The sequence below is a fragment of the Pseudomonas sp. G11 genome (assembly GCF_029457515.1).
Taxonomy (GTDB): Bacteria; Pseudomonadota; Gammaproteobacteria; order Pseudomonadales; family Pseudomonadaceae; genus Aquipseudomonas; species Aquipseudomonas gorinensis.
Window position 1 is genome coordinate 1,043,807 of sequence record NZ_CP120377.1, and the last position, 26,179, is coordinate 1,069,985.

At 63.0% G+C, this 26,179-nt stretch carries 23 protein-coding genes; 13 read left to right on the top strand and 10 right to left on the bottom strand.

Annotation, left to right across the window (positions count from 1 at the left end; translation table 11 throughout):
• The first annotated feature begins 150 nt into the window (after positions 1-150).
• Positions 151-5,052, top strand: a complete 4,902-nt coding sequence (locus P2T68_RS04635) for an alpha-2-macroglobulin (protein WP_277379104.1) — start codon at positions 151-153, stop codon at positions 5,050-5,052.
• A 180-nt stretch (positions 5,053-5,232) separates the two neighbouring features.
• Here the strand turns inward: P2T68_RS04635 and P2T68_RS04640 are convergent, their stop codons facing one another.
• The gene (locus tag P2T68_RS04640; RefSeq protein WP_024073180.1) at positions 5,233-5,523 is read right to left on the bottom strand and encodes a hypothetical protein; all 291 of its coding nucleotides are present in this window, start codon (positions 5,521-5,523) and stop codon (positions 5,233-5,235) included.
• A gap of 184 nt (positions 5,524-5,707) precedes the next feature.
• Between P2T68_RS04640 and pbpC the strand changes: the two genes are divergently transcribed.
• The 5 genes from pbpC to P2T68_RS04665 all read left to right on the top strand — a co-directional run bounded on the left by pbpC (position 5,708) and on the right by P2T68_RS04665 (position 10,457).
• Complete coding sequence (gene pbpC / locus P2T68_RS04645) at positions 5,708-8,068, top strand: peptidoglycan glycosyltransferase PbpC (RefSeq protein ID WP_277379733.1); 2,361 nt, start codon at positions 5,708-5,710, stop codon at positions 8,066-8,068.
• A 109-nt stretch (positions 8,069-8,177) separates the two neighbouring features.
• Positions 8,178-8,486, top strand: coding sequence for a MazG-like family protein (locus P2T68_RS04650; RefSeq protein ID WP_024073182.1), 309 nt, complete (start codon positions 8,178-8,180; stop codon positions 8,484-8,486).
• Positions 8,479-9,228, top strand: a complete 750-nt coding sequence (locus tag P2T68_RS04655; protein WP_277379105.1) for a methyltransferase domain-containing protein — start codon at positions 8,479-8,481, stop codon at positions 9,226-9,228. Before P2T68_RS04650 ends, P2T68_RS04655 begins: the two co-directional genes overlap by 8 nt.
• A 24-nt stretch (positions 9,229-9,252) precedes the next feature.
• The gene (locus tag P2T68_RS04660) at positions 9,253-9,855 is read left to right on the top strand and encodes a DUF4136 domain-containing protein (RefSeq protein ID WP_069075183.1); all 603 of its coding nucleotides are present in this window, start codon (positions 9,253-9,255) and stop codon (positions 9,853-9,855) included.
• 44 nt (positions 9,856-9,899) lie between these two features.
• A complete protein-coding gene (locus P2T68_RS04665) occupies positions 9,900-10,457 on the top strand; it encodes a DUF4136 domain-containing protein (RefSeq protein ID WP_277379106.1) in 558 nt (185 codons plus the stop codon).
• A 24-nt stretch (positions 10,458-10,481) separates the two neighbouring features.
• On the opposite strand, the gene P2T68_RS04670 is transcribed toward P2T68_RS04665, so the two are convergent.
• Together P2T68_RS04670 and P2T68_RS04675 are read right to left on the bottom strand one after the other, a co-directional pair.
• Entirely contained in the window at positions 10,482-11,330 is an 849-nt protein-coding gene (locus P2T68_RS04670) for a MaoC/PaaZ C-terminal domain-containing protein (RefSeq protein ID WP_069075182.1), read from the bottom strand.
• A 2-nt stretch (positions 11,331-11,332) separates the two neighbouring features.
• Positions 11,333-12,685, bottom strand: coding sequence for a 3-oxoacyl-ACP reductase (locus P2T68_RS04675; protein ID WP_024073187.1), 1,353 nt, complete (start codon positions 12,683-12,685; stop codon positions 11,333-11,335).
• A gap of 114 nt (positions 12,686-12,799) precedes the next feature.
• Between P2T68_RS04675 and P2T68_RS04680 the strand changes: the two genes are divergently transcribed.
• Positions 12,800-14,077: an acetyl-CoA C-acetyltransferase gene (locus P2T68_RS04680; RefSeq protein WP_277379107.1), complete on the top strand. Its 1,278-nt coding sequence runs from the start codon at positions 12,800-12,802 to the stop codon at positions 14,075-14,077.
• 134 nt (positions 14,078-14,211) lie between these two features.
• On the top strand, positions 14,212-15,111 hold the full coding sequence (locus P2T68_RS04685; RefSeq protein WP_277379108.1) for a PA4780 family RIO1-like protein kinase: 900 nt from the start codon (positions 14,212-14,214) through the stop codon (positions 15,109-15,111).
• Between the two features lie 180 nt (positions 15,112-15,291).
• On the opposite strand, the gene cueR is transcribed toward P2T68_RS04685, so the two are convergent.
• The 3 genes from cueR to P2T68_RS04700 form a co-directional block, all read right to left on the bottom strand.
• Complete coding sequence (gene cueR, locus P2T68_RS04690) at positions 15,292-15,693, bottom strand: Cu(I)-responsive transcriptional regulator (protein WP_069077361.1); 402 nt, start codon at positions 15,691-15,693, stop codon at positions 15,292-15,294.
• 2 nt (positions 15,694-15,695) lie between these two features.
• Positions 15,696-17,897, bottom strand: a complete 2,202-nt coding sequence (locus tag P2T68_RS04695; protein ID WP_024073191.1) for a heavy metal translocating P-type ATPase — start codon at positions 17,895-17,897, stop codon at positions 15,696-15,698.
• 65 nt (positions 17,898-17,962) lie between these two features.
• Positions 17,963-18,343 (bottom strand): hypothetical protein, encoded by a 381-nt coding sequence (locus P2T68_RS04700; protein ID WP_024073192.1) that lies wholly within the window; start codon positions 18,341-18,343, stop codon positions 17,963-17,965.
• A 147-nt stretch (positions 18,344-18,490) separates the two neighbouring features.
• Here P2T68_RS04700 and P2T68_RS04705 point away from each other — a divergent pair, with 147 nt between their 5' ends.
• The gene (locus tag P2T68_RS04705) at positions 18,491-18,688 is read left to right on the top strand and encodes a cation transporter (RefSeq protein WP_069075180.1); all 198 of its coding nucleotides are present in this window, start codon (positions 18,491-18,493) and stop codon (positions 18,686-18,688) included.
• An 86-nt stretch (positions 18,689-18,774) separates the two neighbouring features.
• A complete protein-coding gene (locus P2T68_RS04710; RefSeq protein ID WP_024073194.1) occupies positions 18,775-19,968 on the top strand; it encodes a multidrug effflux MFS transporter in 1,194 nt (397 codons plus the stop codon).
• A gap of 8 nt (positions 19,969-19,976) precedes the next feature.
• Here the strand turns inward: P2T68_RS04710 and P2T68_RS04715 are convergent, their stop codons facing one another.
• The 3 genes from P2T68_RS04715 to P2T68_RS04725 form a co-directional block, all read right to left on the bottom strand.
• Complete coding sequence (locus P2T68_RS04715) at positions 19,977-20,159, bottom strand: hypothetical protein (RefSeq protein ID WP_024073195.1); 183 nt, start codon at positions 20,157-20,159, stop codon at positions 19,977-19,979.
• A gap of 145 nt (positions 20,160-20,304) precedes the next feature.
• Positions 20,305-21,318, bottom strand: a complete 1,014-nt coding sequence (locus P2T68_RS04720; RefSeq protein WP_277379109.1) for a zinc-binding alcohol dehydrogenase family protein — start codon at positions 21,316-21,318, stop codon at positions 20,305-20,307.
• Between the two features lie 142 nt (positions 21,319-21,460).
• Positions 21,461-21,754 carry a putative quinol monooxygenase gene (locus tag P2T68_RS04725; RefSeq protein ID WP_069075178.1) on the bottom strand — a complete coding sequence of 98 codons (294 nt, stop codon included), beginning with the start codon at positions 21,752-21,754 and terminating at the stop codon, positions 21,461-21,463.
• A gap of 117 nt (positions 21,755-21,871) precedes the next feature.
• Here P2T68_RS04725 and P2T68_RS04730 point away from each other — a divergent pair, with 117 nt between their 5' ends.
• From P2T68_RS04730 to P2T68_RS04740, 3 genes are all read left to right on the top strand, one after another.
• Positions 21,872-22,798 carry a LysR family transcriptional regulator gene (locus P2T68_RS04730; RefSeq protein WP_102625491.1) on the top strand — a complete coding sequence of 309 codons (927 nt, stop codon included), beginning with the start codon at positions 21,872-21,874 and terminating at the stop codon, positions 22,796-22,798.
• A gap of 137 nt (positions 22,799-22,935) precedes the next feature.
• Positions 22,936-23,631, top strand: coding sequence for a helix-turn-helix transcriptional regulator (locus tag P2T68_RS04735; RefSeq protein ID WP_024073199.1), 696 nt, complete (start codon positions 22,936-22,938; stop codon positions 23,629-23,631).
• Positions 23,632-23,747: 116 nt separating this feature from the next.
• Positions 23,748-25,118, top strand: a complete 1,371-nt coding sequence (locus tag P2T68_RS04740; protein ID WP_024073200.1) for an MFS transporter — start codon at positions 23,748-23,750, stop codon at positions 25,116-25,118.
• Positions 25,119-25,193: 75 nt separating this feature from the next.
• On the opposite strand, the gene P2T68_RS04745 is transcribed toward P2T68_RS04740, so the two are convergent.
• The gene (locus tag P2T68_RS04745; protein WP_024073201.1) at positions 25,194-26,147 is read right to left on the bottom strand and encodes an adenosine deaminase; all 954 of its coding nucleotides are present in this window, start codon (positions 26,145-26,147) and stop codon (positions 25,194-25,196) included.
• Positions 26,148-26,179: the final 32 nt, after the last annotated feature.

A 26,179-nucleotide genomic window follows, 5' to 3' on the forward strand; every position in this document is an offset into this window, starting at 1 on the left:
GGCTCCTTGGTGGAGCGGCATTGTAACCGTCCCCTCGACCCGCCGCAGAACCAAACCACCCTCCGTCGGTCAATGTGACCAGCGCCACATCGGCTTGGCCGGCGCTGATATATAGTTCACCCCTCGGTTCCCTCTGACTACGAGTGCCCCATGCTTAACAAAGGACTGTTCCTGGCTTGCGCGCTGGCCCTGCTGAGCGCCTGTGATTCTTCCGATAAACCGGTTGCGCCGAGCGCACCTGCGGCGGCAACCAGCGTGGCGCCGAAACCGGCCAAGGCGGCGGTGGATGTGGCGGCGTTGAAGCAGCGCTATGCCGGTCGCGAGTTGAGCGTGGTGGACGTGTCCGAGGTGCAGTTGGATGGGGCCAGCACCTTGTCGGTGAGCTTTTCCATTCCGTTGGATCCGGAGCAGAAGTTTGCCGACAAACTCCATCTGGTAGACAGCAAGTCCGGCAAGGTCGACGGCGCCTGGGAACTGTCGGATAACCTGATGGAATTGCGCCTGCGCCACTTGGAGCCGCAGCGCAAGTTGGTGCTGACGATTGATCCCGGCGTGCGCGCGGTGAATAACAACCTGCTGCCCGCCGAGTACAGTGCTCGCCTGGAAACACGCGACCTGCAAGCCACTGTCGGCTTCGCCAGCCGCGGCACGTTGTTGCCGACGCGCCTGGCCGAGGGCCTGCCGGTGATCGCGTTGAACGTCGACAAGATCGACGTCGAATTTTTCCGTATCAAGCCCGAATCCCTGCCGTCGTTCCTGGCGCAGTGGGGGCGCAACACCAGCCTGCAAAGCTATGAATCGCGTGAACTGCTGCCGATGGCCGACCTGGTCTACGGTGGGCGTTTCGACCTGAACCCTGCCCGCAATACCCGCGAAACCCTGTTGTTGCCGATTGCCGGTCTCAAGCAATTGCAACAGCCGGGGGTTTACCTGGCGGTCATGCGCGCGTCGGGCACCTACAACTACTCGCAACCGGCCACGCTGTTTACCTTGAGTGATATCGGCTTGTCGGTGCACCGCTACGCCAATCGCCTGGATGTGTTTACCCAGGCTCTGGAAGGCGGCAAGGCACTGGATGGCGTGGACCTCGAGGTGCTCGATGCCGACGGCCGTGTGCTGGGCCAGGGCAAGACCGAGAAGGGCGGCCACGCCGAGTTGCCGTTGCCGAAAAAGGCCCAGGTGCTGCTGGCCAAGCAGGGCGAGCAGACCAGTCTGTTGCGCCTCGACAGCGCGGCGTTGGACCTGGCGGAGTTCGACATTGGCGGCCAACCCGCACACCCGTTGCAATTCTTTGTGTTTGGCCCGCGTGACCTGTATCGCCCCGGCGAAACCGTGTTGCTCAATGCGCTGTTGCGCGACAAGGACGGCAACGCCGTCAAGCCGCAACCGGTGAGCGTCGAAGTGCGCCGCCCGGATGAGCAGGTCAGCCGTAAGTTCGTGTGGGATGCCGACGCCTCCGGCCTGTATCAATACTCACTGCAACTGGCCGGCGAAGCGCCGACCGGGCGCTGGCAATTGGTGTTCGACCTGGGTGACGGCAAGCCGCAGTTGTATGAGTTCCTTGTCGAAGACTTCCTGCCCGAGCGCCTGGCGCTGGAGCTCAAGGGCAGCGACAGCGCGTTGAGCCCGGCCGATAACCCGGTGATCCACGTCAACGGCCGCTATCTGTATGGTGCCCCGGCGTCAGGCAATCGGGTCAGCGGGCAAGTGTATGTACGGCCGCTGCGCGAAGCGGTGAAGTCGCTGCCCGGCTACCAGTTCGGCTCCGTCACCGAAGAGGAGCTGAGCCAGGATTTCGAGCTGGACGAAAGCGTGCTCGACGCCAAGGGCCAGGAAGCCCTGACCCTGGAAAGCAAATGGGCCGAGGCCAAGTCGCCGCTGCAGCTGATCGTGCAAGCCAGCTTGCAGGAGTCGGGCGGGCGGCCGATTACCCGGCGCCTGGTGCAGCCGATCTGGCCGGCCGAGCAACTGCCGGGCCTGCGCGGGCTGTTTGACGGCAAGGAAACCAATGGCGATGGCCCGGTGGAATTCGAGGTGCTGGTGGCCAACCAGGAGGGGCAGAAACTCGCCGCGCAAAACCTCAAGGTGCGCCTGGTACGCGAGCGCCGCGACTATTACTGGAACTACTCGGACAGCGACGGCTGGAGCTATCACTACAACGAAAAATTCCTCAACCTCGACGAACAGACCCTCGACATCAAGGCCGGCGACACCGCCAAGGTCAGCTTCCAGGTGGAGTGGGGCCCGTACCGTGTCGAGGTCGAAGACCCGCAGACCGGGCTGGTCAGCAGCCTGCGCTTCTGGGCCGGCTACCAGGCCCAGGACAACACCGAAGGCGGCGCCGTGCGCCCTGACCAGGTCAAGCTGGCGCTGGATAAGCCGGCCTATGGCGACGGCGATACCGCTAACGTCACCGTGACCCCGCCGGCCGCTGGCAAAGGCTACCTGTTGGTGGAATCCAGCGAAGGGCCGTTGTGGTGGCAGGAAATCGATGTCCCCGCCGAGGGCAAAAGCTTCGCGGTGAAGCTTGACCCGAAATGGTCGCGCCATGATCTGTATGTGAGCGCCCTGGTGATTCGTCCCGGCGAGCGCAAGGCCAATATCACCCCCAAACGCGCGGTGGGCCTGCTTCACCTGCCGCTGGATCGCACCCAGCGCAAACTCGGCCTGACCCTCACCGCCCCGGAAAAAATGCGCCCCAAGCAGGCGCTGACGGTGAAAATCGCCGCCAGGAATGCCGACGGCAGCGTGCCCAAACAGGTGCATGTGCTGCTGGCGGCGGTGGACGTGGGCATTCTCAATATCACCGAATACCCCACGCCCGACCCGTACTCCAGCCTGTTCGGTCGCAAGGCCTATGGTGTGGACCAATTTGACATCTATGGCCAGTTGATCGAAGCCGGCCAGGGCCGTCTGGCCAGCCTGGCGTTCGGGGGTGACGCGGCGTTGGCCAAGGGGGGCAAGCGCCCGGACACCAGTGTGACCATCGTCGCCCTCCAGAGCGCGCCAGTGACGTTGAACGAGCAGGGCGAGGGCGAAGTCAGCGTCAATATCCCCGATTTCAACGGTGAGCTGCGCCTGATGGCCCAGGCCTGGAGCGACGACCGCTACGGCATGGCCGAAGGCAAGACCGTGATCGCTGCACCGCTGATTGCCGAATTGTCGGCCCCGCGTTTCCTCGCCGGGGGAGATGAAACCACCCTGGCGCTGGACCTCTCCAACCTGTCGGGCAAGGCGCAGAAGCTTGATGTGCAACTGACCGCCGAAGGGCAGTTGGAATTGGTCAACGCGGCGGCTCAAACCGTCGAGCTCAAGCAAGGCCAGCGCACCACCTTGCGGATCCCGGTGAAAGCCTGGGGCGGCTTGGGGCAAGGTAAGGTCAAGGTCAGCGTGAATGGCCTGGACCTGCCGGGCGAAAACCTGCCGCCGTTCAGTCGTGAATGGACCTTGGGCGTGCGTCCGGCGTACCCGGCGCTGCTCAAGCATTACCGCGCCGTCCTCAAGGATCAGCCGTGGAGCCTGCCGTCGGGCGCGCTGGATCAGTTCGATGCATCGGGGCGCCAGGCATTGCTCAGCCTGTCGAGCCGACCACCGTTGAACCTCGGCGCGCAGATCAGTGCGCTCAAGGCTTACCCTTATGGTTGCCTCGAACAAACCGCCAGCGGCCTTTACCCATCGCTGTATGCCGACGACGCCTTGCTCAAGCGCCTGGGCGTCAAGGGCGAGCCGGATGCCGCGCGCAAACGCAAGATCGAACTGGGTATCGAACGCCTGCTGGGCATGCAGCGCTACAACGGCAGCTTCGGTTTGTGGGGCGCCGATGGCGAAGAAGAATATTGGCTGACCGCCTATGTCACTGACTTCCTGCTGCGCGCCCGCGACCAGGGTTTTGCCGTGCCACCCGAAGCGCTGAAAAAAGCCAGTGAGCGTCTGCTGCGCTACGTGCAGGAACGCAACCTGATCGAAGTCGACTACAGCGACAACGCCGACCACACCCGCTTTGCCGTGCAGGCATATGCGGGCATGGTCCTGGCGCGCAGCCAACAGGCGCCATTGGGCGCGTTGCGCAGCATCTTCGAGCGGCGCAGCGATGCACGCTCCGGCTTGCCGCTGGTGCAATTGGCCATCGCCTTGCAGAAAATGGGCGACCAGCCGCGTGCCGATCAGGCGCTGCTGGCCGGCTTGGCGGCGCAACGCAATGCCAATGAGTGGCTGGCCGACTACGGCAGCCCGTTGCGTGACCAGGCGATGATCCTGGCCTTGCTGGAAGAAAATGATCTGGCCAAGGGCAAGCGTGAGGAGCGCTTGTTCACCCTGTCGGATCAACTGGCCGCCAGCCCGTACCTGTCGACCCAGGAGCGTAATTCCCTGTTCCTGGCCGGCCGCCTGGGCTTTGCCCAGCCGGAGGCCAACTGGCAGGTATCGCTCACCGGCAGTGGTGGCGTGCATGAGTTGAACAATCAGCAGTCGACGCTTGAGCTGGATGGCAAACAGTTGTCCAGCGACCTGAGCCTGAGCAATCAGGGCCAGGCGCCGGTGTACCAGCAGTTGACGATTTCCGGTTATCCACAGGTGCCACCGGCCGCAGGCGGCGACAACCTGAGCATCCGCCGTGAATACCTGGGCATGAACGGGCAGCCGCTGAACCTGCGCAATGTGAACAGCGGCGATCTGGTGCTGGTGCATGTGGCGGTGAGCGCCAAGCAACGGGTGCCGGATGCGTTGGTCGTGGACTTGCTGCCCGCGGGCCTGGAGCTGGAGAACCAGAACCTCGCGCAGAGTGCGGCGAGCCTGGAGAACGCCAGTAGCCAGGTGAAGGAGTGGCGTGAGTCGATGCAGAACGCGTCGCTCAAACATCAGGAGTTTCGTGATGACCGCTATGTGGCGGCGATCAACCTGGACGGCTCTGGCACCACGCATTTGCTGTATCTGGCGCGGGCGGTGACGCCAGGCACCTACCGCGTGCCGCCGCCGCAGGTGGAGTCGATGTATCGACCGAACTGGCAGGCGGTGGGTGAGACACCGGCGGATCTGGTGATCAAGGGGCGCTGATAGCCCGCTTGGTAAAGGCTTTTTGTAGGAGCGAGCTTGCTCGCGAAAAACTCACAGGCGCCGCGTTCATTCAGGACACACGCGTTATCGTTGACGTTTTTCGCGAGCAAGAACTAGGCGTCCCCCTCGCTCCTACAGAAGCCGATGTACGCTTGCAGGGGAATGGCTGCACGCTCGGGGTTAGTGGACGACCCAGCTGAGCAGCCACAGGCCGAGCATCAACCAGATGACGCCGACGATGATCGAGGCCCGCATAAAGGCGCGCACGGCCGAATACAAAAAGAGCAGGCCGACGATCAGGGTGATGATGCTGATGATTGAGGTGTCCATGCCCAATGCCCGGGACAGGCCTTCGACAAAATCGCCACCGGCGTTGGACAGCATATTGAACAGCCCGCTGAAGAACTCGACGATGTAATGGATGATCAAGCCCAGGGTGTGACCCAGCCATCCGAAAAAGTCTGCTTGCATAGGTGTGTCTCGATGAAGGAGTGGACAAAATTGCCAGGACTGAGCCTTTGGTCGTGCCTGGGGGCGGCTAGTTCCCTGAAGCATAGAGGTTTGCGGGGTTGAATTTGCGATTAATCTCCCATGGGGATGCGCCGACGAATGTGGGAGGGGGCTTGCTCCCGATGGCGGTGGGTCTGTGACCGCTATACCCAATGGCTCGCCGCCCTCGCGAACAAGCCGCCTTAAACGGGTACTGCGGTGGGCGTTGGGCGCTGTATTGCTGCTGGTTGCGCTACTGTGGCTGGCTGATCGCATCTGGCCTTTGCCCTTGCCCAAGGATGACCTGGCGCGCGTGGTGCTGGCTGAGGATGGCACGCCATTGTGGCGGTTTGCCGATGCCAATGGGGTGTGGCGTTATCCGGTGCAGACCAGCGAAGTATCGCCGTATTACCTCGATGCGTTACTCACCTATGAAGACCGTTGGTTCTACCAGCACCCCGGTATCAACCCGCTGGCACTGGCGCGCGCCACCTGGCAGAACCTGACCGGCGCGCGGGTAGTATCGGGCGGCAGCACCTTGTCGATGCAGGTCGCGCGCTTGCTGGACCCGCATTCGCGCACCTTCTACGGCAAGCTGCGCCAGCTATGGCGTACGGCGCAGTTGGAATGGCACCTGTCCAAGGAAGAAATTCTCAACCTGTACCTGAACCGCGCGCCGTTTGGCGGCACCTTGCAGGGCGTGGCGGCGGCCAGTTGGGCGTACCTGGGCAAGTCGCCGGCGCAACTGACCCATGCCGAAGCCGCTTTGCTCGCCGTACTGCCCCAGGCGCCAAGCCGCCTGCGCCCGGACCGTCATCCCCAACGCGCCCAGCACGCGCGGGACAAAGTGCTGCGCCGGCTTGCCGAGTTCCAGGTTTGGCCGCCCTCGGCGGTCGATGAAGCCCTTGAAGAACCGCTGCTGCTGGCGCCCCGCCTGGAGCCGAGCCTGGCCCCCTTGCTCGCCCGCCGCCTGAACCGCCCCGACAGCCCGCCGCTGATCCGCACCACCCTGGACGCCACCCTGCAACGTCGCCTTGAAGACCTGCTGCTGGGCTGGCGCGCACGTTTGCCGGAGCACACCTCGGCCGCGATCCTGGTGGTGGAGGAAGAGACCATGGCCGTGCGCGCCTACCTGGGCTCGGTGGATATCAACGACGCCAGGCGCTTTGGCCATGTGGACATGATCAGCGCGTTGCGATCGCCAGGCTCCACCTTGAAACCGTTCCTGTATGGCATGGCCCTGGATGAAGGGTTGATTCATTCCGAATCCCTGTTGCAAGACGTACCCCGGCGTTATGGCGATTACCGGCCGGGCAACTTCTCGATGGGTTTTACCGGTGCGGTGCCGGCAAGCACGGCGCTGTCCAGTTCGCTGAACCTGCCGGCGGTGCAACTGCTGGAAGCCTACGGGCCCAAGCGCTTTGCCGCGCAGATGCGCATCGGCGGTATACCGTTGGCGTTGCCTGCATTGGCCGAGCCGAACCTGGCGCTGATCCTGGGGGGCGCGGGTAGCCGTCTGGAAGACCTGGTCAGTGGCTACAGCGCGTTCGCCCGGGACGGCAGGAGCGCCACGATCCGCTTGCAGCCGGACGATGTGCTGAGGGAGCGGCCAATGCTATCGCCCGGTGCCGCCTGGATTGTACGGCGCATCCTCAGCGGCCAGGCGCGGCCGGACCGCGACCCGCGCGCCGAGCTGGTGCAACGGCCGGTGCTGGCCTGGAAAACCGGCACCAGCTACGGTTTCCGCGATGCCTGGGCGATCGGTGTGGGCCCGCGTTACTTGATCGGCGTGTGGATCGGCCGACCGGACGGCACCCCGGTGCCTGGCCAGTTCGGCTTGGCATCGGCCGCGCCGTTGATGTTGCAGGTGCACGATGTGCTGACTAACCGCGACAGTCAGCGCGGGATCACTGCGCCGGTTAAGGCGGTGCCGGCCAATGTCGGCGTGGCGGCCATCTGTTGGCCGCTGGGCCAGCCCATGAGCCGCAGTGATCCCAATTGTCGGCGCCAGCGCTTCGCCTGGACCCTGGACAACACCACGCCGCCAACCTTGCAGGCGCTGGATCAACCGCTGAGCGTGGGCTTGAAGGAAACCGTGTGGGTCAACGCCAAGGGCTTGCGGGTCGATGCCCATTGCCCAGGGGCGCTTTCCAAAGACATCGCCCTATGGCCCGCGCCGCTGGAGCCCTGGCTACCCAGGGCCGAGCGACGCGAAGCGCGTATCCCGGCAGCCGACCCGGATTGCCCGCCGCCGGCACTGGCCGCGTCTTCGCCGCTGTCGATTGTCGGTGTGCGCGAGGGCGATCAACTGCGCCTGCCCGCCGCCAGCCAACAGGCCCTGCGCCTGAAAATCTCCGCCTTGGGCGGCAGCGGCCGACGCTGGTGGTTCCTCAATGGCGCGCCGCTGGGCGACAGTGCCAACCAGGACAGCATCAACGCCAGTTTCGAGCAGTTGGGCCGCTACCAGCTCAGCGTGCTTGATGAAGCCGGCCAGACAGCCCGGATCGAGTTCAGTGTCGTCGACTAGGCGCTTATTGGGGGCAAGTGCCCCCGATGGCGTCTTTAAGAACACCCCCCGCTATTCACTTGCCTTCAAGGCCCATCCCCCCGAAGCTATACCCCTTCAGGAGCCTTTCATGAATATCGAACACCTCACCGAACGCTTGCACCGCATCCGCGATACCAATGCCTGGAAGCCGTTCCACAGCCCGAAAAACCTGGCCATGGCGGCCAGCGTCGAAATGGCCGAACTGGTGGAAATCTTCCAGTGGCTCACCGAAGACCAATCCCGTCAGTTGCCAGCCGACAAGCTTGCCCATGCCGGGCAGGAAGTCGGCGATATCGTCCTGTACCTGTTGTTGCTGTGCAGCGAACTGGGCCTGGACATGGACCAGGTCGTACGCGCCAAACTGGCCGACAGCGAACGGCGGTTCGCCCATGACTGATCGTCATTTCGACCAGTTGGCCACGCGCTTCGCCGAGAAGATCTACGGCGGTGCCAAGGGCGCGATTCGCCTTGCCGTATTGCAGGCCGACCTCAGCGAAGCCTTGCCGGACCGGCCCCTGCGCGTGCTGGATATCGGCGCCGGCCTGGGGCATATGTCGCTGTGGCTGGCCGAACGCGGCCACCAGGTGACCCTGGCCGAGCCCGCCGAACCCATGCTCGAGGGCGCGCGCCAACGCTTTGCCGACGCGGGGCAGAGCGCGACCTTTATCCAGGCACCCTGGCAAGACCTGCTCGGCCAACTCACCGAGTCCTATGACCTGGTGCTCTGCCACGCTGTGCTGGAGTGGCTGGCCGAACCCCATGCGATCCTGCCGGTGCTGCACCAGCTGACCGCGCCCGATGGCCTGTTGTCGCTGGCGTTCTATAACCGCGATGCGCTGATTTATCGCAACCTGCTCAAAGGCCACTTCCGCAAGATGCGCAAGAACGACATGGCCGGCGAAAAGCAGAGCCTTACGCCCCAGCAACCCCTGGATCCAAGGGCGTTAGCGGCGCAACTCGAAGGGCTTTGGCGGGTCGAAAGCCAAAGTGGTGTGCGGGTGTTCCACGACTATATGCCGGTGGAATTCCAGGCCCGTGCGGATTTGCAGGACTTGCTGGAAATGGAACTTGCTCACCGTCGTCACCCAAGCTTTGCCGGACTTGGGCGTTATTTGCACTGGATTTGCCGTCCGGTTTAAGCGGCCCAGTCTGCGGAGGTCGAAATGCGTCGTCTCTGTTTAATCGTGTTGTCACTCGGGTTGGGCGCTTGCTCCAGCCCCAATCCCTATGTCGCTGCGTCGGCCCCGATGCCACCGGCGCCGGCCCAGGCGGCGAACACCTTCGATGCCAGCGCTTATCCGGCGCCGGTGCGCGACTACGGCGCCTACCGCAACTGGGCGTGGCGCAACGGCCAGTTGCCGGCGGGGACGGCCTGGGCGGACTCGGCACAGGTGGCCGAGGCGGTCAGTGGAGCGTTGGACCAGCGCGGCTTGCGGCCCCTGCATGACAATCGCCCGCCGGACCTGCTGGTCAGCGCCGATGTGCACCTGGAGAAGCGCCTCAAGCAAGTCCAGGATGACTATGGCTACGGTTACGGTGGTTATAACCGTTATGGCAATGGCTACGGCATGTACAACTCGGTGCCGATCGTGCGCACCTACGAGGTGCAGGTCGTGGTGGTCCGGGTCAATCTGTTCGACGCCCGCAGCGGCCAGCCGGTATGGAGCGCCAGCGCGGAAACGGGCAGCCAGGGCAGCCTCAGCGAGCGGGGAGACGCGTTGCGCCAGGCCGTGCAAAAGGCAATGAGCGCCTATCCGCCCAGTTAACAGCTATTCTCATTAAAGTGCAGGTCGCGCCTTGGAGAACCACCATGTTCCGTCGTATCGCTACGCTCGCTGTTGTACTGCTGCTGGGCGGTTGCCAGACCAACCAGGTCAATCACGATTTTGACGCCAGTCGAGACTTCGGTGCCTATCGCAACTGGGCCTGGAAAGACCCGGCCCTGCAGTACCGCCCCGATGATCCACGGATCAAAAGTGATCTGACTGAACAACGTATCCGCCAGGCGGTGGGCGAACAACTTGACCAGCGCGGCTTGCGCCCCGCCGCACCAGGCACCAAGGCTGACCTGAACGTACAGGCATACCTGATCGTCGAAGACCGTCAGCAACAGGTCACCACCAACTACGGTGGGGCCTGGGGCGGTCCATGGAACGGTTACTGGGGCGGCCCGATGTATAACGAAACGCGCAACATCACCTACAAGGTGGCGACGATCCAGATCGACCTGCTCGATGGCAAGGACGGCAAGCTTGTGTGGCGGGGCAGTGACGAACAGATGATGGCCAACTCGCCTGAACCCCAGGATCGCAGCAACGCCATCCGCACCACCGTCACCAAGATCCTCTCCAACTACCCCCCGCACTGACCGATCCGGCGCCGGCACATGTCTTCAGGCAATCGGTCGCCACGTGCCGACCATATGTTCAATATCGCCCGCGCCTTTGAGTAACAACTCGCCACTGGAACCGGCAGCGCTGGCATACAAACGCACTTCACTGGGCAGGCGCACCGGTTTCTTGAACTCGACCTGGATGTCGATATTGGCGGCGGGCAGGTGTTCGGTGAGGGCGGCGAGGGTGCGTGCCTTGTTCCACAGCCCATGTGCAATGGCTTGGGGGAAGCCGAAGAGTTTGGCGGTCAGGGCACTCAAGTGGATCGGGTTGTAGTCGCCGGAAACCCGCGCATAGCGCCGTCCGATATCGGCAGGGGCTTTCCAGTGCGTCAGCTCACTGACTTGGCTGGGCGCTGGCAAGGTGTCGTCTGCCGCTTCGCCTTCGAGTTTTACACCGCGGCAGAGCATGCGGCTTTCCGCTTCCCAGAGCAGGCCGAGGGCGTCTTCGATGCGGGTGACCAGGTCAAAGGTTGCGCCCTTGGCGTGGGGTTTGAGGTTCTGGGTGTGCACGCTGAGGGTCAGGTCACTGATGGCGCCCAGGGGCCGATGGATGCGGATGCGATTGCTCAGGTGGATCAAACCCAGCAGTGGGAACGGAAATGCCTTGTCCGTCAGCAGTTGCATCTGCAGGCCGAACGCCAGGATGTGCGGATACGTCGCCGGCAGGATGGGGCTGTCGGCAAAACCGCACACCGTGCGATACGCCGCCACGTGCTGGGGATTGACGTTCACCCGGCAGCGCAAGCCCTGCTCGGGCAAGCGACTGCCGCTGATCTTGCGCTTGAGTGCCGCGCGCCAGTACAGCGGTGGAAGAAACGGCGTGTTGCCCAAGGTTCGCCATTGCATGCTTATGCTCCCAGAAGACTTTGCCCGCACACCCGCAGTGCCTGGCCGCTGACTGCTCCGGAACCCGGCTGGCCGAGCCACGCCACCGCTTCGGCGACGTCCTGGGGCAAGCCACCCTGGCCCAGCGAGCTCATGCGCCGTCCGGCCTCGCGCAGGGCGAAGGGGATATGCGCGGTCATCTGGGTTTCGATAAAGCCCGGTGCCACGGCATTGATGCTGATCCCGCGTTCCTTCAGCAGCGGCGCCCACGCTTCGGCCAGCCCGATCAGCCCGGCCTTGCTCGCGGCATAATTGGTTTGCCCACGGTTGCCGGCGATACCGCTGATGGAGGCCAGCAGCACCACGCGAGCGTTGTCGTGCAGGGTGCCGCTGTCGAGCAAGGCCTTGGTCAGCACCTGCGGCGCATTGAGGTTGACCGCCAGCACGGCGTCCCAGTACTCCGGGGTCATGTTGGCCAGGGTTTTGTCGCGGGTGATACCGGCGTTGTGCACCAGGATGTCGAGGCCCGCCGGCAGGTGTTCGATCAATTGGGCGGCGGCATCTTCGGCGCAGATATCCAGCACGAGGGTGCGCGCACCCAGGCGCGCGGCCAGGGCTTCGAGGTCGGCTTTCGCCTGGGGAACGTCGAGCAGGATCACTTCGGCGCCATCGCGGGCCAGGGTTTCGGCGATGGAAGCGCCAATGCCCCGGGCGGCGCCGGTGACCAGTGCCTTGCGCCCGGCCAGCGGGCGCGTCCAGTCCTCCACCGGTGTGGCGCAGGCTTGCAGGCGAATCACCTGGCCGCAGATATAGGCGCTCTTGGGCGAGAGGAAGAACCGCAGGGCGCCTTCGAGCTGGTCTTCGGCACCGTCGCCGACGTACAGCAACTGCAACACGCCGCCGTTGCGCAGTTCCTTGGCCAGAGAGCGGCTGAAGCCTTCCACGGCACGCTGTGCGCTGGCGGCGAATGGGTCGCTGAGGCTTTCCGGGGCGCGGCCGAGGATCACCAGGTGGGCGCTGTGATCGAGGTTTTTCAGCAATGGCTGGAAGAACTCGCGCAGTTGCTTGAGCTGGTCGGTGTGCTGCAAGTCGCTGGCATCGAACACCACGGCTTTGATTTTGGGGCCATGCCCGGGAATCCAGGTCGTTGCTTCCAGCGGCTCGGGGCCATAGTGGTAGGTGGCATCGGTGAGTTTGTTGGCAAATGCCAGCACCTTGGCCGCCAGCGCGCCGCCGCCCAGCAACAGTGCGCCTTCGACCGGGCGCAGGCGCCCGGCTTGCCAGCGCTCCAGACGTACCGGTGACGGCAAGCCAATGGCGGCGACCAGGCGATGGCCGAGGCTTGAGTTGGCGAAGTCGATATAACGGTCAGACATGGAACGCTCTCCGAAGGCTGGGGTTCAAAGGGTTGACCACCCCGGGGCGGCAGTCGTTCGATTGAGCCTAGGCTAGTCTGAGAGACTTACCCCACAACCGACAGGGAGCTTTCCATGACTCAATTGCGCCGTGTAGCGATCATTGGCGGTAATCGCATTCCTTTCGCCCGCTCCAATGGCCCTTATGCCACGGCGAGCAACCAGGCGATGCTGACCGCGGCCCTGGAGGGCCTGATCGAACGCTACAACCTGCACGGCCTGCGCTTGGGCGAGGTGGCCGCCGGGGCGGTGCTCAAGCATTCCCGTGACTTCAACCTGACCCGCGAATGCGTGCTCGGTTCGCGCCTGTCGCCGCAAACCCCGGCCTACGACATCCAGCAGGCCTGCGGCACCGGGCTTGAAGCCGCGTTGCTGGTGGCCAACAAGATCGCTTTGGGCCAGATCGAGTGCGGGATTGCCGGCGGGGTGGACACCACGTCCGATGCTCCCATCGGTGTGAATGAAGGGCTGCGCCAGATTCTGCTGCAAGCCAATCGCAGCAAAACCTTGGCGGATAGACTAAAAGTCCTGTTACAACTTCGTCCCCATCACCTCAAGCCGGAACTGCCGCGCAATGGCGAACCACGCACCGGTTTGTCCATGGGCCAACACTGCGAGTTGATGGCGCAAACCTGGCAGATTCCCCGTGCAGAACAGGACCTGCTGGCCCTGGAAAGCCACCAGAAAATGGCTGCGGCCTATGCCGAGGGCTGGCACAACGATTTGCTGACACCGTTTCTCGGCCTGACCCGTGACAACAATCTGCGCCCCGACTTGACCCTGGAAAAACTCGCTGCGCTCAAGCCTGCGTTCGAACGCAGCGAGAAAGGTACGCTCACTGCCGGCAATTCCACGCCGCTGACCGACGGCGCCTCCCTGGTGCTGCTCGGCAGCGAAGCCTGGGCGCGGGAGCGCGGTTTGCCGATCCTGGCGTACCTGCGCGATGGCGAAGCGGCGGCGGTGGATTTCGTCAACGGTGCCGAGGGCCTGTTGATGGCGCCGGTGTACGCCGTGCCGCGTTTGCTGGCGAGGAACGGCCTGACGCTGCAGGACTTCGATTACTACGAGATTCACGAAGCGTTCGCGGCCCAGGTGTTATGCACGCTCAAGGCGTGGGAGGATGCGGACTACTGCAAGACGCGCCTCGGGCTGGATGCGCCGCTGGGGTCTATCGACCGCAGTCGGCTCAACGTCAAGGGCAGTTCGCTGGCAGCCGGGCACCCGTTTGCTGCCACGGGTGGGCGTATCGTCGCCAACCTGGCCAAGCTGCTGGATGCCGCGGGCAAGGGACGCGGGCTGATTTCGATCTGCGCCGCCGGTGGGCAAGGTGTGACGGCAATCATCGAACGTTGATTGCGCCGGAAATTGGCATATTGGATGCATTCTTAAACGGTCAAAGGTCGGTAGCCCCTCCCCGAGGCGAGTGGATTGCCGTATAACGAGTGCCATACGCGTGTTTGGTAATAAAGGACCCACAATAAAAGCTGATGAAGACTCCTAAACGCATTGAACCCCTGATCGAAGACGGTCTGGTCGACGAAGTGCTGCGCCCACTCATGAGTGGTAAAGAAGCAGCTGTTTATGTGGTGCGCTGCGGCAACGAATTGCGTTGCGCCAAGGTTTACAAGGAGGCGAATAAACGAAGTTTTCGTCAGGCGTCCGAATACCAGGAAGGCCGCAAGGTCCGCAACAGCCGGCAGGCCCGGGCCATGGCCAAGGGTTCCAAGTTCGGTAAGAAAGAAACCGAGGACGCCTGGCAGAACGCTGAAGTCGCGGCGTTGTTCCGCCTGGCCGGTGCCGGCGTTCGCGTGCCCAAGCCCTACGACTTCCTCGAAGGCGTGCTGTTGATGGAACTGGTGGCCGACGAGTACGGCGATGCGGCGCCGCGTCTGAATGATGTGGTGCTGGAGCCGGACCAGGCGCGCGAATACCACGCCTTCCTGATTTCCCAGATCGTGCTGATGCTGTGTACCGGCCTGGTGCACGGTGACCTGTCCGAGTTCAACGTACTGCTCACACCTACGGGGCCGGTGATCATCGACCTGCCCCAGGCGGTGGATGCGGCGGGCAACAACCACGCGTTCAACATGCTGGAGCGGGATGTGGGCAACATGGCGTCCTACTTCGGGCGTTTTGCGCCGGAGTTGAAGAAGACCAAGTACGCCAAGGAAATGTGGGCGTTGTATGAAGCCGGCACTTTGCACCCGGCCAGCATCTTGACCGGCGAGTTCGACGAACCGGAAGAGCTGGCGGATATCGGCGGCGTGATCCGCGAAATCGAAGCAGCACGGCTGGATGAAGAGCGACGCCAGGCGATTCGGGCGGCGGATGATGCACCGCCAGGCAAAGCGTCGGAAGAGCCTCCGCCGCCGCCTTGGATGCAGTGATCCCCACGCTGTTGTCGATCTAAAAGTGAGGAAGTGATCTTCAAGCAATTGGAGATCTAAAAATGTGGGAGGGGGCTTGCCCCCGATGGCGCCGTGTCAGTCGATACTTGTATTGACTGGTCCACTGCTATCGGGGGCAAGCCCCCTCCCACATTGGTTTTGTGTACACCTTTTACTCCTTCAGGCGCAGCAACTGCCCGACGCCAACTCCTTGAGAATCGGACAATCCGGCCGGTGATCCCCCTGGCAGTGCTCCACCAGGTCCTGCAACGTATCGCGCAGTTGCCCCAGCTCGCGAATCTTCTGGTTCAACTCCTCGATATGCTGGCGCGCCAAGGCTTTCACGTCGGCGCTGGCCCGGTGCCGGTCTTGCCACAGGGCCAGCAACTTGCCGACTTCCTCCAGGGAAAATCCCAGGTCCCGCGAACGCTTGATAAACGCCAGGGTGTGCAACTCGTCGGGGCCGTACACGCGGTAGCCGCTGTCGGTGCGATGGGCGGCTTTCAGCAGGCCGATGGATTCGTAGTAGCGAATCATCTTCGCGCTCAAGCCACTTGAGCGCGCCGCTTGGCCGATGTTCATGCTCATGGGTGCGGGTCCTCCAGATCCTTGGGTTTCCAGGTTTTCAACAGCAGGGCATTGCTTACCACGCTGACGCTGGACAGCGCCATCGCCGCGCCGGCCAATACCGGGTTGAGCAGACCGAACGCCGCCAGGGGAATGCCGATCAAGTTATACACAAAGGCCCAGAACAGGTTCTGGCGGATTTTCGCGTAGGTCTTGCGGCTGATCTCCAGCGCGGCCGGTACCAGGCGTGGATCGCCGCGCATCAGGGTGATGCCGGCTGCGTGCATGGCCACGTCGGTGCCGCCCCCCATGGCGATACCGATATCGGCGGCGGCCAGCGCCGGGGCGTCGTTGATGCCATCACCGACCATCGCCACCACGCCGGTTTTCTTCAGTTCGGCCACGGTGGCGGCTTTATCGGCGGGGAGCACTTCGGCATGCACATCGTCGATGCCCAGCGCTTGGGCGACCACCTGGGCACTGCCGCGATTGTCGCCGGTGAGCAAATGGCTGCTGATGTGTCGCGCCTTGAGTTGTGTCACCGCCTCCAGCGCGCCGGGCTTGAGGGTGTCACCGAAGGCGAAGAGCCCCAGTACACGCGGTTGCGCGCCTTGTTCGATCAACCAGGACAAGGTACGGCCTTCGGCTTCCCAATGCTTGGCGGAGGCGGCCAGGTCGCCTGCCTCCAAACCGCTTTCCTCCAGCAGGCGCCGGTTGCCCAGGGCCAGTAACCGGCCGTCGAGGGTGCCGGCAATGCCGCGCCCGGTCAGGGATTGGCTGGCGCTGACATCCTCGACCTTCAAGCCTTGCTCGTTGCACGCATCCAGCACGGCCTTGGCCAGGGGGTGTTCGCTGCCGCGTTGCAGGGCGCCGGCCTGTTGCAGCAACAGGGATTGGTTGCCGTCGACCGCCGCCAGGTGCGCGATTTTTGGCGTACCGGAGGTGAGGGTGCCGGTCTTGTCGAATACCACGGCGCTCACGGCATGGGCACGCTCCAAGGCTTCGGCGTCCTTGATCAGGATGCCGTGGCGCGCGGCGACGCCGGTGCCCGCCATGATCGCGGTCGGTGTGGCCAGGCCCAGGGCGCACGGGCAGGCGATCACCAGCACCGCGACCGCATTGATGATCGCTGTCTCCAGTGAGGCGCCATACAGCCACCAGCCCAGCAGCGTGATCAACGCCAGTACCAGCACGGTCGGGACGAAGACCTGGCTGACTTTATCCACCAGTTTCTGGATCGGAGCCTTGGCGGCCTGGGCGTCCTCCACCAGGCGGATGATCCGCGCCAGTACGCTCTCTGCGCCGAGGGCCAGGGTACGTACCAGCAAGCGTCCTTCGCCGTTGATGGCGCCGCCGGTGACCTTGTCCCCCGGTTGTTTTGGCACCGGCAGGCTTTCGCCGCTGATCAGGGCTTCATCGGCGTGGCTCTGGCCCTCCACCACTTCACCGTCCACCGGGAAGCGTTCGCCGGGTTTGACCAGCACCAGGTCATTGAGGGTCAGCGCGCTGATGGCGACGTCTTCTTCCTGGCCCTCACGCACCCGGATCGCCCGCTCCGGGCGCAGGGCTTCGAGCGCACGGATGGCGCTGGCGGTCTGGCGTTTGGCGCGGCTTTCCAGGTATTTGCCGAGCAGCACCAGGGCGATCACCACCGCCGAGGCTTCGAAATACAGATGGGGCATGCTGCCGGCCGGGGCAGTGAGCCACTCATACAGGCTCAGGCCGTAACCGGCGCTGGTGCCGATGGCCACCAACAGGTCCATATTGCCGGCGCCGGCACGCACGGCTTTCCACGCGGCGATATAAAAACGTGCACCAAAGATGAACTGCACCGGCGTGGCCAGGGCGAACTGCACCCAGGCCGGGAGCATCCAGTGCAGGCCGAAGGGTTGCACCAGCATCGGCACCACCAGGGGCAACGCCAGCACAATAGCCAGCGTCAGCGACCAGCGTTCGCGGTGCAGGCGCTGGGCCTGATCGGCGTCGGTCTTGGTTTCGGTTTGCGGCAGGGAGGCGGTGTAGCCGGCCTTGTCGACGGCGGCGATCAACACGGCGGGGTCCATCTGGCCGAGTACTTCGATATGAGCGCGCTCGTTGGCCAGGTTGACGCTGACACGTTGCACTCCCGGCACCTTGCCCAACGCGCGCTCGACACGCCCAGCGCAGCTGGCGCAGGTCATGCCACCGATGGGCAGGTCAAACGTGGTGGATCCATTCATGGGGCAGTCCTCCTAAGACGTTGCCCCTAGGATCAACCTTGACCTGTGGGGAAGGTCAAGCGCCTTTAATACTCCAATGCCGCGGGCTTGAGGTACATGCCTTCGGGGCCTTGGGCGATGCGCAGCTTGCGCACGTCACCGGCCTTCAGCGTGATGTTCTGCGCGGGTGGCGCCAGCAGGCCAGGCAGGCAACCGGGCGATTGGCCCGGCAGCAACTTCAGGCGCAACGACACATTGCCGGCGGGCAGGTTGAATGAGGTGGACTGTTCCTGAAACAAGCGCCCGGCCAACTGGTCCTGGATGTACAGGCCGATCTCGCAGTTGGTCGGTACTTCCAGGCGTTCGCGGGAAATGATCAGCACTGCATAGTCTTCGGCGGCACTGGCCATGGGCGCAGCGGCAGACAGGCTCATCAGGCCGGCAAGGGCAAAAAACGACCAGCGCATGGCGAATGCTCCGTGGTTCACATCAAAGATAAGTGAAGCTTGGCCGAGGCCGCGCCCGAATACCAGCCCGGCTGATATTTTCAAAACTTGACCTTGCTATCGTGGCAAGGTTGAGACTGGGTCCAACCTCATTCAAGGAGTCATGTCATGCAAATATTCAACGTTCAAGGAATGACCTGCGGCCATTGCGTTCGGGCGGTGACCCAGGCGGTGCAGGGTCAAGACCCGGCGGCCAGTGTGAAGGTCGATCTGGCGGCCAAGAAGGTTGAGGTTGAAAGCCGCCTGCCTGCCGAGCAGATCATCAGCCTGATCGGCGAAGAGGGTTACACGGCCACGCTCGCCTGATTTTCTGATAGTTAGCGAGCTAACGTAATGTTCAAGGCACTCAAGCGCGGCTAGACTGTCGGGCTGCCGACTCACTTGGGTGCCCGATGAACCTGCGAATAATCCTGATTTTGGGTGCCTTGAGCGCCTTTGCGCCGCTGGCGATCGATTTCTACCTGCCCGGTTTTCCGGCGATGGCCACAGCTTTCGCCACCGATGAAAAACATATCCAGCTGACCCTGGCGGTGTATTTCGGGGGGCTGGCGATCGGTCAATTGATCTATGGTCCGCTGGCGGACCGCTTTGGCCGACGTGTGCCGTTGCTCAGCGGCGTGACCCTGTTCACCCTGGCATCCTTTGCCTGTGCCTATGCACCCTCCCTTGAATGGCTGATCGGCGCACGTTTCGTGCAGGCCCTCGGCGGATGTGCGGGCATGGTGATTTCGCGAGCGGTGGTCAGCGATAAATGTGATGCCGTGGGCTCGGCCAAGGTGTATTCGCAATTGATGCTGGTGACCGGCCTGGCGCCGATTCTCGCGCCGTTGGCGGGTGGGGTGATGGTGGGGGTGTGGGGTTGGCAGTCGATTTTCCTGGCCCTGTCGGTGTTCAGCGTGATGGCGGCCATCGCTGTGGCGTTCGGCCTGCCGGAAACCTTCCCGGCTCATCAGCCGCGCCAGCCTTTGTCCGGGTCGCTGCGCCGTTATGGCGCGCTGCTGTCAGACCCGGTTTACCTGGGTTACGCGTTGACCGGGGGGATTTCGATTGCCGGCATGTTTGCCTATATCGCCGGATCGCCGTTCGTATTCATCAAACTCTATGGCGTGCCTGCCGAGCATTACGGCTGGCTGTTCGGCTCCAACGCCGCGGGCTTCATCCTGGTTGCCCAGGTTAACGCGCGCTTGCTGGCCAAGCGCGGCCCGGCGTTTTTGTTGTCGCGCACGGTGTGGGTCTACGTCCTGGCCGCGTTGACCTTGCTCGGTATTGCCGCGTTGCGTACGCAGGCCTTGTGGCCATTGCTGGTGCCGCTGTTTATCTGCATCGCTAGCCTGGGCTGTATTTTGCCCAACACCTCGGCGTGTGCGATGAGCGGGCAGGGCGCTCGGGCGGGGAGCGCCTCGGCGTTGCTCGGCTGCATTCAGTTCGGTGTGGCAGCGGGTGCCGCTTCGTTGGTGGGCGTGCTGCATGACGGCACGGCAATGCCGATGGCCATGGTCATCAGCTTGTGCGGTGTATTGGCCGTGACGATTGCGATGTCGACCCAGCGCCTGCAACGGGCCAGGGCCGTGCAGGCGCAGGACTGAGGTACGGATCAGCCAGCGGCGGAGCGTTGCTGGCCGAGCGGAAAGCGATGGGGGGCCTGGATGCGGGCTTGCAGGGTGTCGGCAAAGGCGCGGGCCTCGGCTTCACTGCGGAAGGTGAAAGCGTCGCCGTCGAGACGGACCTGCCATTTATTGCCCGGGGATTTTGCTAACGCTTTTATCAGGATCTTCATTGCTGACTTCCTCACGTAAAAGAATCGTGGCAAAGGCGGCCAATATAAACCCGAACACGTTCACAAATATGACAAAAGTCAACTCTCTGACTAGCGGTGTCGTCCGTTCCTCGCAGGAAGAACGGGCGACACCGACAGACCGGTCTTAGAACCCTTCCAGCACGATCTTGCCCTTGGCCTTGCCGCTTTCCAGCAGCGCATGGGCGCGGCGCAGGTTCTCGGCATTGATCACACCGAAGTGCTCGCCCACCGTGGTTTTCAGGGTGCCGTCATCGATCAGCGCGGCCACGCGGTTGAGCAGGTTGTGCTGCTCGATCATGTCCGGCGTCTCGAACATCGAGCGGGTGTACATGAATTCCCAGTGCAGCGACAGGCTCTTGCGCTTGAGCTTGCTCACGTCCAGCGCCTTGGGGTCGTCGATCAGTGCCAGCTTGCCCTGGGGCTGCAAGGCTTCCACCAGTTGATCCAGGTGATGGTCGGTCTGGGTCAGGCTGGCGACGTGGGTGACTTGCGGGTGGCCGGCGGCTTCCAGCGCTTCGCTCAGGGGTTGGCTATGGTCGATCACCAGGTCGGCGCCGAGGGCCTTGGTCCACGCTTGGGTTTGCGGGCGTGACGCGGTGCCGATGACTTTCAATGCGGTGAGCTGGCTGGCCAACTGAGTCAGGATCGAACCTACGCCGCCGGCCGCGCCGACGATCAGCAGGCTCTGGCCTTCGTCTTCTTTACCTTCACGCACTTGCAGGCGTTCGAACAACAGTTCCCAGGCGGTGATGGCGGTCAGCGGCAGCGCAGCAGCCTCGGCATAACCCAGGCTCTTGGGCATATGGCCGACGATGCGCTCGTCCACGGTGTGCAGCTCGCTGTTGCCGCCCGGGCGAACCAGGGAGCCGGCGTAGAACACCTTGTCGCCGGCCTTGAACAGCGTCACGTCGCTGCCGACCGCCTTGACCACGCCGGCCACGTCCCAACCGAGCACTTTGGCGGCGCCGTTTTCCGGGGCGACGTTCTGGCGCACCTTGGTGTCCACCGGGTTGACCGAGATGGCTTTGACCTCCACCAGCAGCTCGCGCGGGCCGGCGATGGGCGCCGGCAGCTCGATGTCTTGCAGGGACTTGGGGTCGTTGATTGGCAGTGAGGCGTAGTAGGCAATGGCTTTCATGGGGGGCTCCAGAAGTTGGGGATTGACTGTAGGAGTGAGCCTGCTCGGGGAAAACGCATAGGCGCCGTGCTGAACCAGAAGCGCTGCGTCATCGTTTACGATTTTCGCGAGCACGCTCGCTCCTACAAAAAAAGCAGAGTGATCAGGCGAGAAATTTCAGGCGCTTGAGTTCGAAGTGCTCGAGCACATCAGCGGCCTTGGCGCGGAAGCTCTGGATATGGGCGCTTTGGTCGTGGGCGGCGAGCGCTGCATCGTTGCTCCAGCGTTCGAGCATGTAGAAGGTCTCGGGGTGTTGCAGGTCCTGATGCAGGTCGTACTGCTCGCACCCGGCTTCCAGGCGGGTCGGTTCCAACAGGCCGCGCAGCAGGGGTTCCAGGGTGTCTTGTTGGCCGGGTTTGGCGATCAGCGTGGCGATGACGTTAAAGGCAGCGGACATATTCGACTCCTGACACGGGATGAATGAGATGCATCGATCATTGGCTATTTCAGGCGAAGATAAAAGCGGCTAAAACAGCAGTCTGTTTCAATAATATTTTGATAATGGATGGGTTGAATGCTGCGTTTCGATGATTTGCAGTTGTTTGTTCGGGCGGCGGACTTGGGCAGTTTGTCGGCGGCGGCGCGGGTCATGGACCTGTCGCCCGCGGTGGCCAGTGCCGCCTTGAAGCGAATTGAACAACAACTGGGCGCGCGGTTGCTGGCGCGCTCCACCCGCAGCCTGCGCCTGACCGCCGAAGGGGAAGGTTTCCTGGAATATGCACGTGCGGCGCTGGGGGCGTTGGATGAGGGGCGCCGCTTGCTCGCCAGCGGCCAGGACCATGTCAGCGGAGTGTTGCAGCTGTCAGCCCCGTCGGATTTTGGTCGCAACCAGCTGTTGCCGTGGCTCGACGAGTTCCAGCGTGAGTACCCGCAGTTGACGGTGCGCCTGTTGCTGGGCGATCGGATCGCCGACCTGTTCCGTCAACCGGTGGACATCGCCCTGCGCTACGGCGAGCCGGAGGACTCCAGCCTGATCGCGTTGCCTGTCGCACCGGACAATCTGCGTGTGTTGTGTGCTGCGCCCAGCTACCTCGCGCGGATGGGGGCGCCGCGTCACCTGGAGCAACTGGCCCAGCACAATTGCCTGTTGTACATGCTCGGCAGTCGCGTCCATGACCATTGGAGTTTCCACGACGGCAAACGCGAAGTCAGCCTGACGGTCAGCGGTGACCGCTTCAGTGATGACGCTGATGTGGTGCGACGTTGGGCGGTGGCGGGTGTAGGCATTGCCTACAAGTCCTGGCTGGATGTGAGCACCGATGTACTGGCTGGGCGCTTGCGCGTGATCCTGCCGGAGCTGCGCGGCGAACGTACGCCGCTCAATCTGCTGTGCGCGCACCGCGCGCAGTTGAGCAAGCCCATCAACCTGCTGCGGGAAATGCTCGTGTCCCGCTGTGCGAAATTGACAGCACAAAGGTTGGAGCTATTGACCTCTGGGTAATTGCCTCCAGCAAAGCAGGAAACTTCACTCAGGTCCTGTCCTGTTCTGAGCTGTCGGACGCCGCGGAACCGGCTGTTTGCGCACCTATACTTTGGCGCCAACCGCAGCAGACATATGATTTAACAGGGAGTGAAACGATGGAACAGGCACCTTGCATCAGCCAGATCGCCAGCTTGCTCGCCGAGCCCAAACGCACCGCAATGCTCTGGGCGTTGATGGACGGATCGACCAAGTCTGCGGATGAGTTGGCGACACTCGCCGGGCTGTCACCGGCGTCGGCCAATGCGCACCTGGCGCGCCTGGCCGGCAGCGGCTTGCTGCGGGTCGAGGCGCGTCGCGGCAAACGGCTGTTTCGCGTGGCCGCCGCCGATGTCACCACCGCCATCGATGCCCTGGCCAGTACCACCATGGCCAGTGCGGTGCGTACTACGCCGAATGCATTACCGGTGGCACTGGTGGCGCCACCGCTGTTGCGCCGCGCACGGTTGTGCCATGGCCACCTGGGCGGTGAACTGGCGGCGGCGTTGTATCAACGGATGCTGGCGGCAGGGTGGATCGAGCGTCACGAGCAGCGTATCGAGGTGACCGTTAAAGGCGCGCAGCACCTGGCGGGCCTGGGCATTTTCACCCAGGCCTTGGCGTCTCCGCTGGTCTGCGACTGTTTCGACTGGAGCCAGCAGCAACCCCACCTTGGGGGCGCGTTGGGGGCGGGGCTGTTGCAACTGTTCATGCAGTCGAACTGGATCAACGCGCTCAATGATTCCCTGACGTTGCTGGTGAGCGATACCGGCTTGGTGGAAATCACCCGTTTGGCTGCCTCCCATGGGCACTAGTTTCGGTTTGCGCGGTAGCAGGGTCGTTCAGAGTTTCGGTCAGGTCGCATCCAGCAATAATCGGGAAAAACGATGCCGCACACTCGCTGAGGGGATTTCCACACAGGGGGTGCGGTATGGGTAAGCAAGGCTATAGCGCGGCAGAGCGATTGGAACGGTTGCCCATCAGTGGCTACCACCGAGTCATCTTTATCATCATCGCCCTGGCGTTTTTCTTCGACTCCATGGACCTGGCGATGATGACTTTCCTTCTAGGCTCGATCAAAGCCGAGTTCGGCCTGAGCACGGCACAGGCCGGCTTGCTCGCCAGTTCGAGTTTCTTCGGCATGGTGGTGGGCGCTTCGTTGTCCGGGATGCTTGCGGATCGTTTCGGGCGCAAGCCGGTATTCCAGTGGAGCATCGTGTTGTGGGGCATTGCCAGCTACCTGTGTTCCACCGCGCAGACGGTGGAGACGCTGACGTTGTTTCGCATCCTGCTGGGCATAGGCATGGGCATGGAGTTTCCCATCGCGCAGTCGATGCTCTCGGAGCTGATTCCGGCCAAACGGCGCGGGCGCTATATCGCCTTGATGGATGGGTTCTGGCCGTTGGGCTTTGTGGCGGCGGGCGTGCTGAGTTATTTCTTGTTGCCGGTGATTGGCTGGCGCGACATCTTCCTGGTGCTGGCCGTGCCGGCGGTCTTCGTGTTGGCGATCCGGTTTTTTATCCCGGAGTCACCGCGCTGGCTGGAGCAGGCCGGGCGAACTGAGGCGGCAGACAAGGTGCTGTTGGGCATCGAGCAAAAGGTGCGTGACTCCCTGGGCCGTGCTGACTTGCCGCAGCCCATCCGCCTGCCACGGGTGGAGAGCGCGCCGGGGAATTTTTTCTCGGCGTTTCAGCAATTGTGGTCGGCGCAGTACCGCCAACGCACGATGATGATCTGGAGCGTGTGGTTCTTTGCCTTGCTCGGCTTCTACGGGTTGACCTCGTGGTTGAGTGCGCTGTTGCAGCAGTCGGGTTTTGCCGTGACCCAGTCGGTGTACTACACCGTGATCATTTCCCTGGGCGGGATCCCCGGCTTCTTGATGGCGGCTTGGCTGGTGGAGCGTTGGGGGCGCAAGCCGGTGTGCGTCGTGACGTTGCTGGGCGGCGGGGTGATGGCGTTCCTGTATGGGCAGAGCGCAGTGTTTGGCGGCAACGTTGGCCTGCTGATTACGTCAGGACTGTTGATGCAGTTCTTCCTGTTTGGCATGTGGGCGGTGTTGTACACCTACACGCCGGAACTGTATCCCACCTCGGCGCGCGCGACGGGCTCCGGGTTTGCATCGGCAATTGGCCGGGTCGGGTCGTTGCTGGGGCCGTTGGTGACGGGGTTGGTATTCCCGATCACCGGCCAGGGCGGGGTGTTTGCCTTGGGGGCGCTGTGTTTTGCGGTGGCCGCGCTGGTGGTATGGGTGTTCGGGATGGAAACGAAGGGCAAGACGCTTGAGGAACTCGCCGAAATCTAAAGCGCAACACGCAACCACTGTGGGAGGAGCGGTGCCCCTCCCACATCCAGCCTGCATTCATCCAGTGAGTGCGGGTTACGGTTTGACCAGCCGCGCATCCAGGCTGTTTTGCGCCAGGCGTTTGGCCTGGTCCTGGGTCATGCCCAGGGAGGTGTACAGCGCGTGGAAGTTCTCGGTGACATAGCCGCCGAAGTACGCCGGGTCGTCCGAGTTCACCGTCACCTTCACGCCACGTTCGAGCATCTCGAGGATGTTGTGCTGGGCCATGTCGTCGAACACGCAGAGCTTGGTGTTGGACAGCGGGCATACGGTCAGCGGGATCTGCTCGTCGATGATGCGCTGCATCAGGCGTTCGTCTTCGATGGCGCGCACGCCATGGTCGATGCGCTGGATTTTCAGCAAGTCGATGGCTTCCCAGATGTACTCCGGCGGGCCTTCTTCGCCGGCGTGGGCCACCGTGAGGAAGCCTTCGTGGCGAGCGCGGTCGAACACGCGCTGGAACTTGCTCGGCGGGTGGCCCATTTCCGAACTGTCCAGGCCGACGGCCACGAACGCATCGCGGAACGGCAGGGCCTGGTCGAGGGTTTTCTCGGCTTCGGCTTCGCTCAAGTGGCGCAGGAAGCTGAGGATCAAACCACTGGTGATGCCCAATTGTTGCTCGCCATCTTTAAGCGCCGCGGCGATGCCGTTGAGCACCACTTCGAACGGCACACCACGGTCGGTATGGGTCTGCGGGTCGAAGAAAGGTTCGGTGTGAATCACGTTCTGCGCCTTGCAACGCAGCAGGTAGGCCCAGGTCAGGTCGTAGAAATCCTGGGACGTGCGCAACACGTCGGCGCCCTTGTAATACAGGTCGAGAAACTCTTGCAGATTGTTGAAGGCATAGGCCTTGCGCAGGGTTTCGACGTCGTTCCACGGCAGCGCAATCTTGTTGCGTTCGGCCAGGGCGAACAGCAACTCCGGCTCCAGCGAGCCTTCCAGGTGCAGGTGCAATTCAGCCTTGGGCAGGGCGTTGAGCCAATCGTACATTTCTAAAATCTCATCAGGTGCAATGGCGGCAT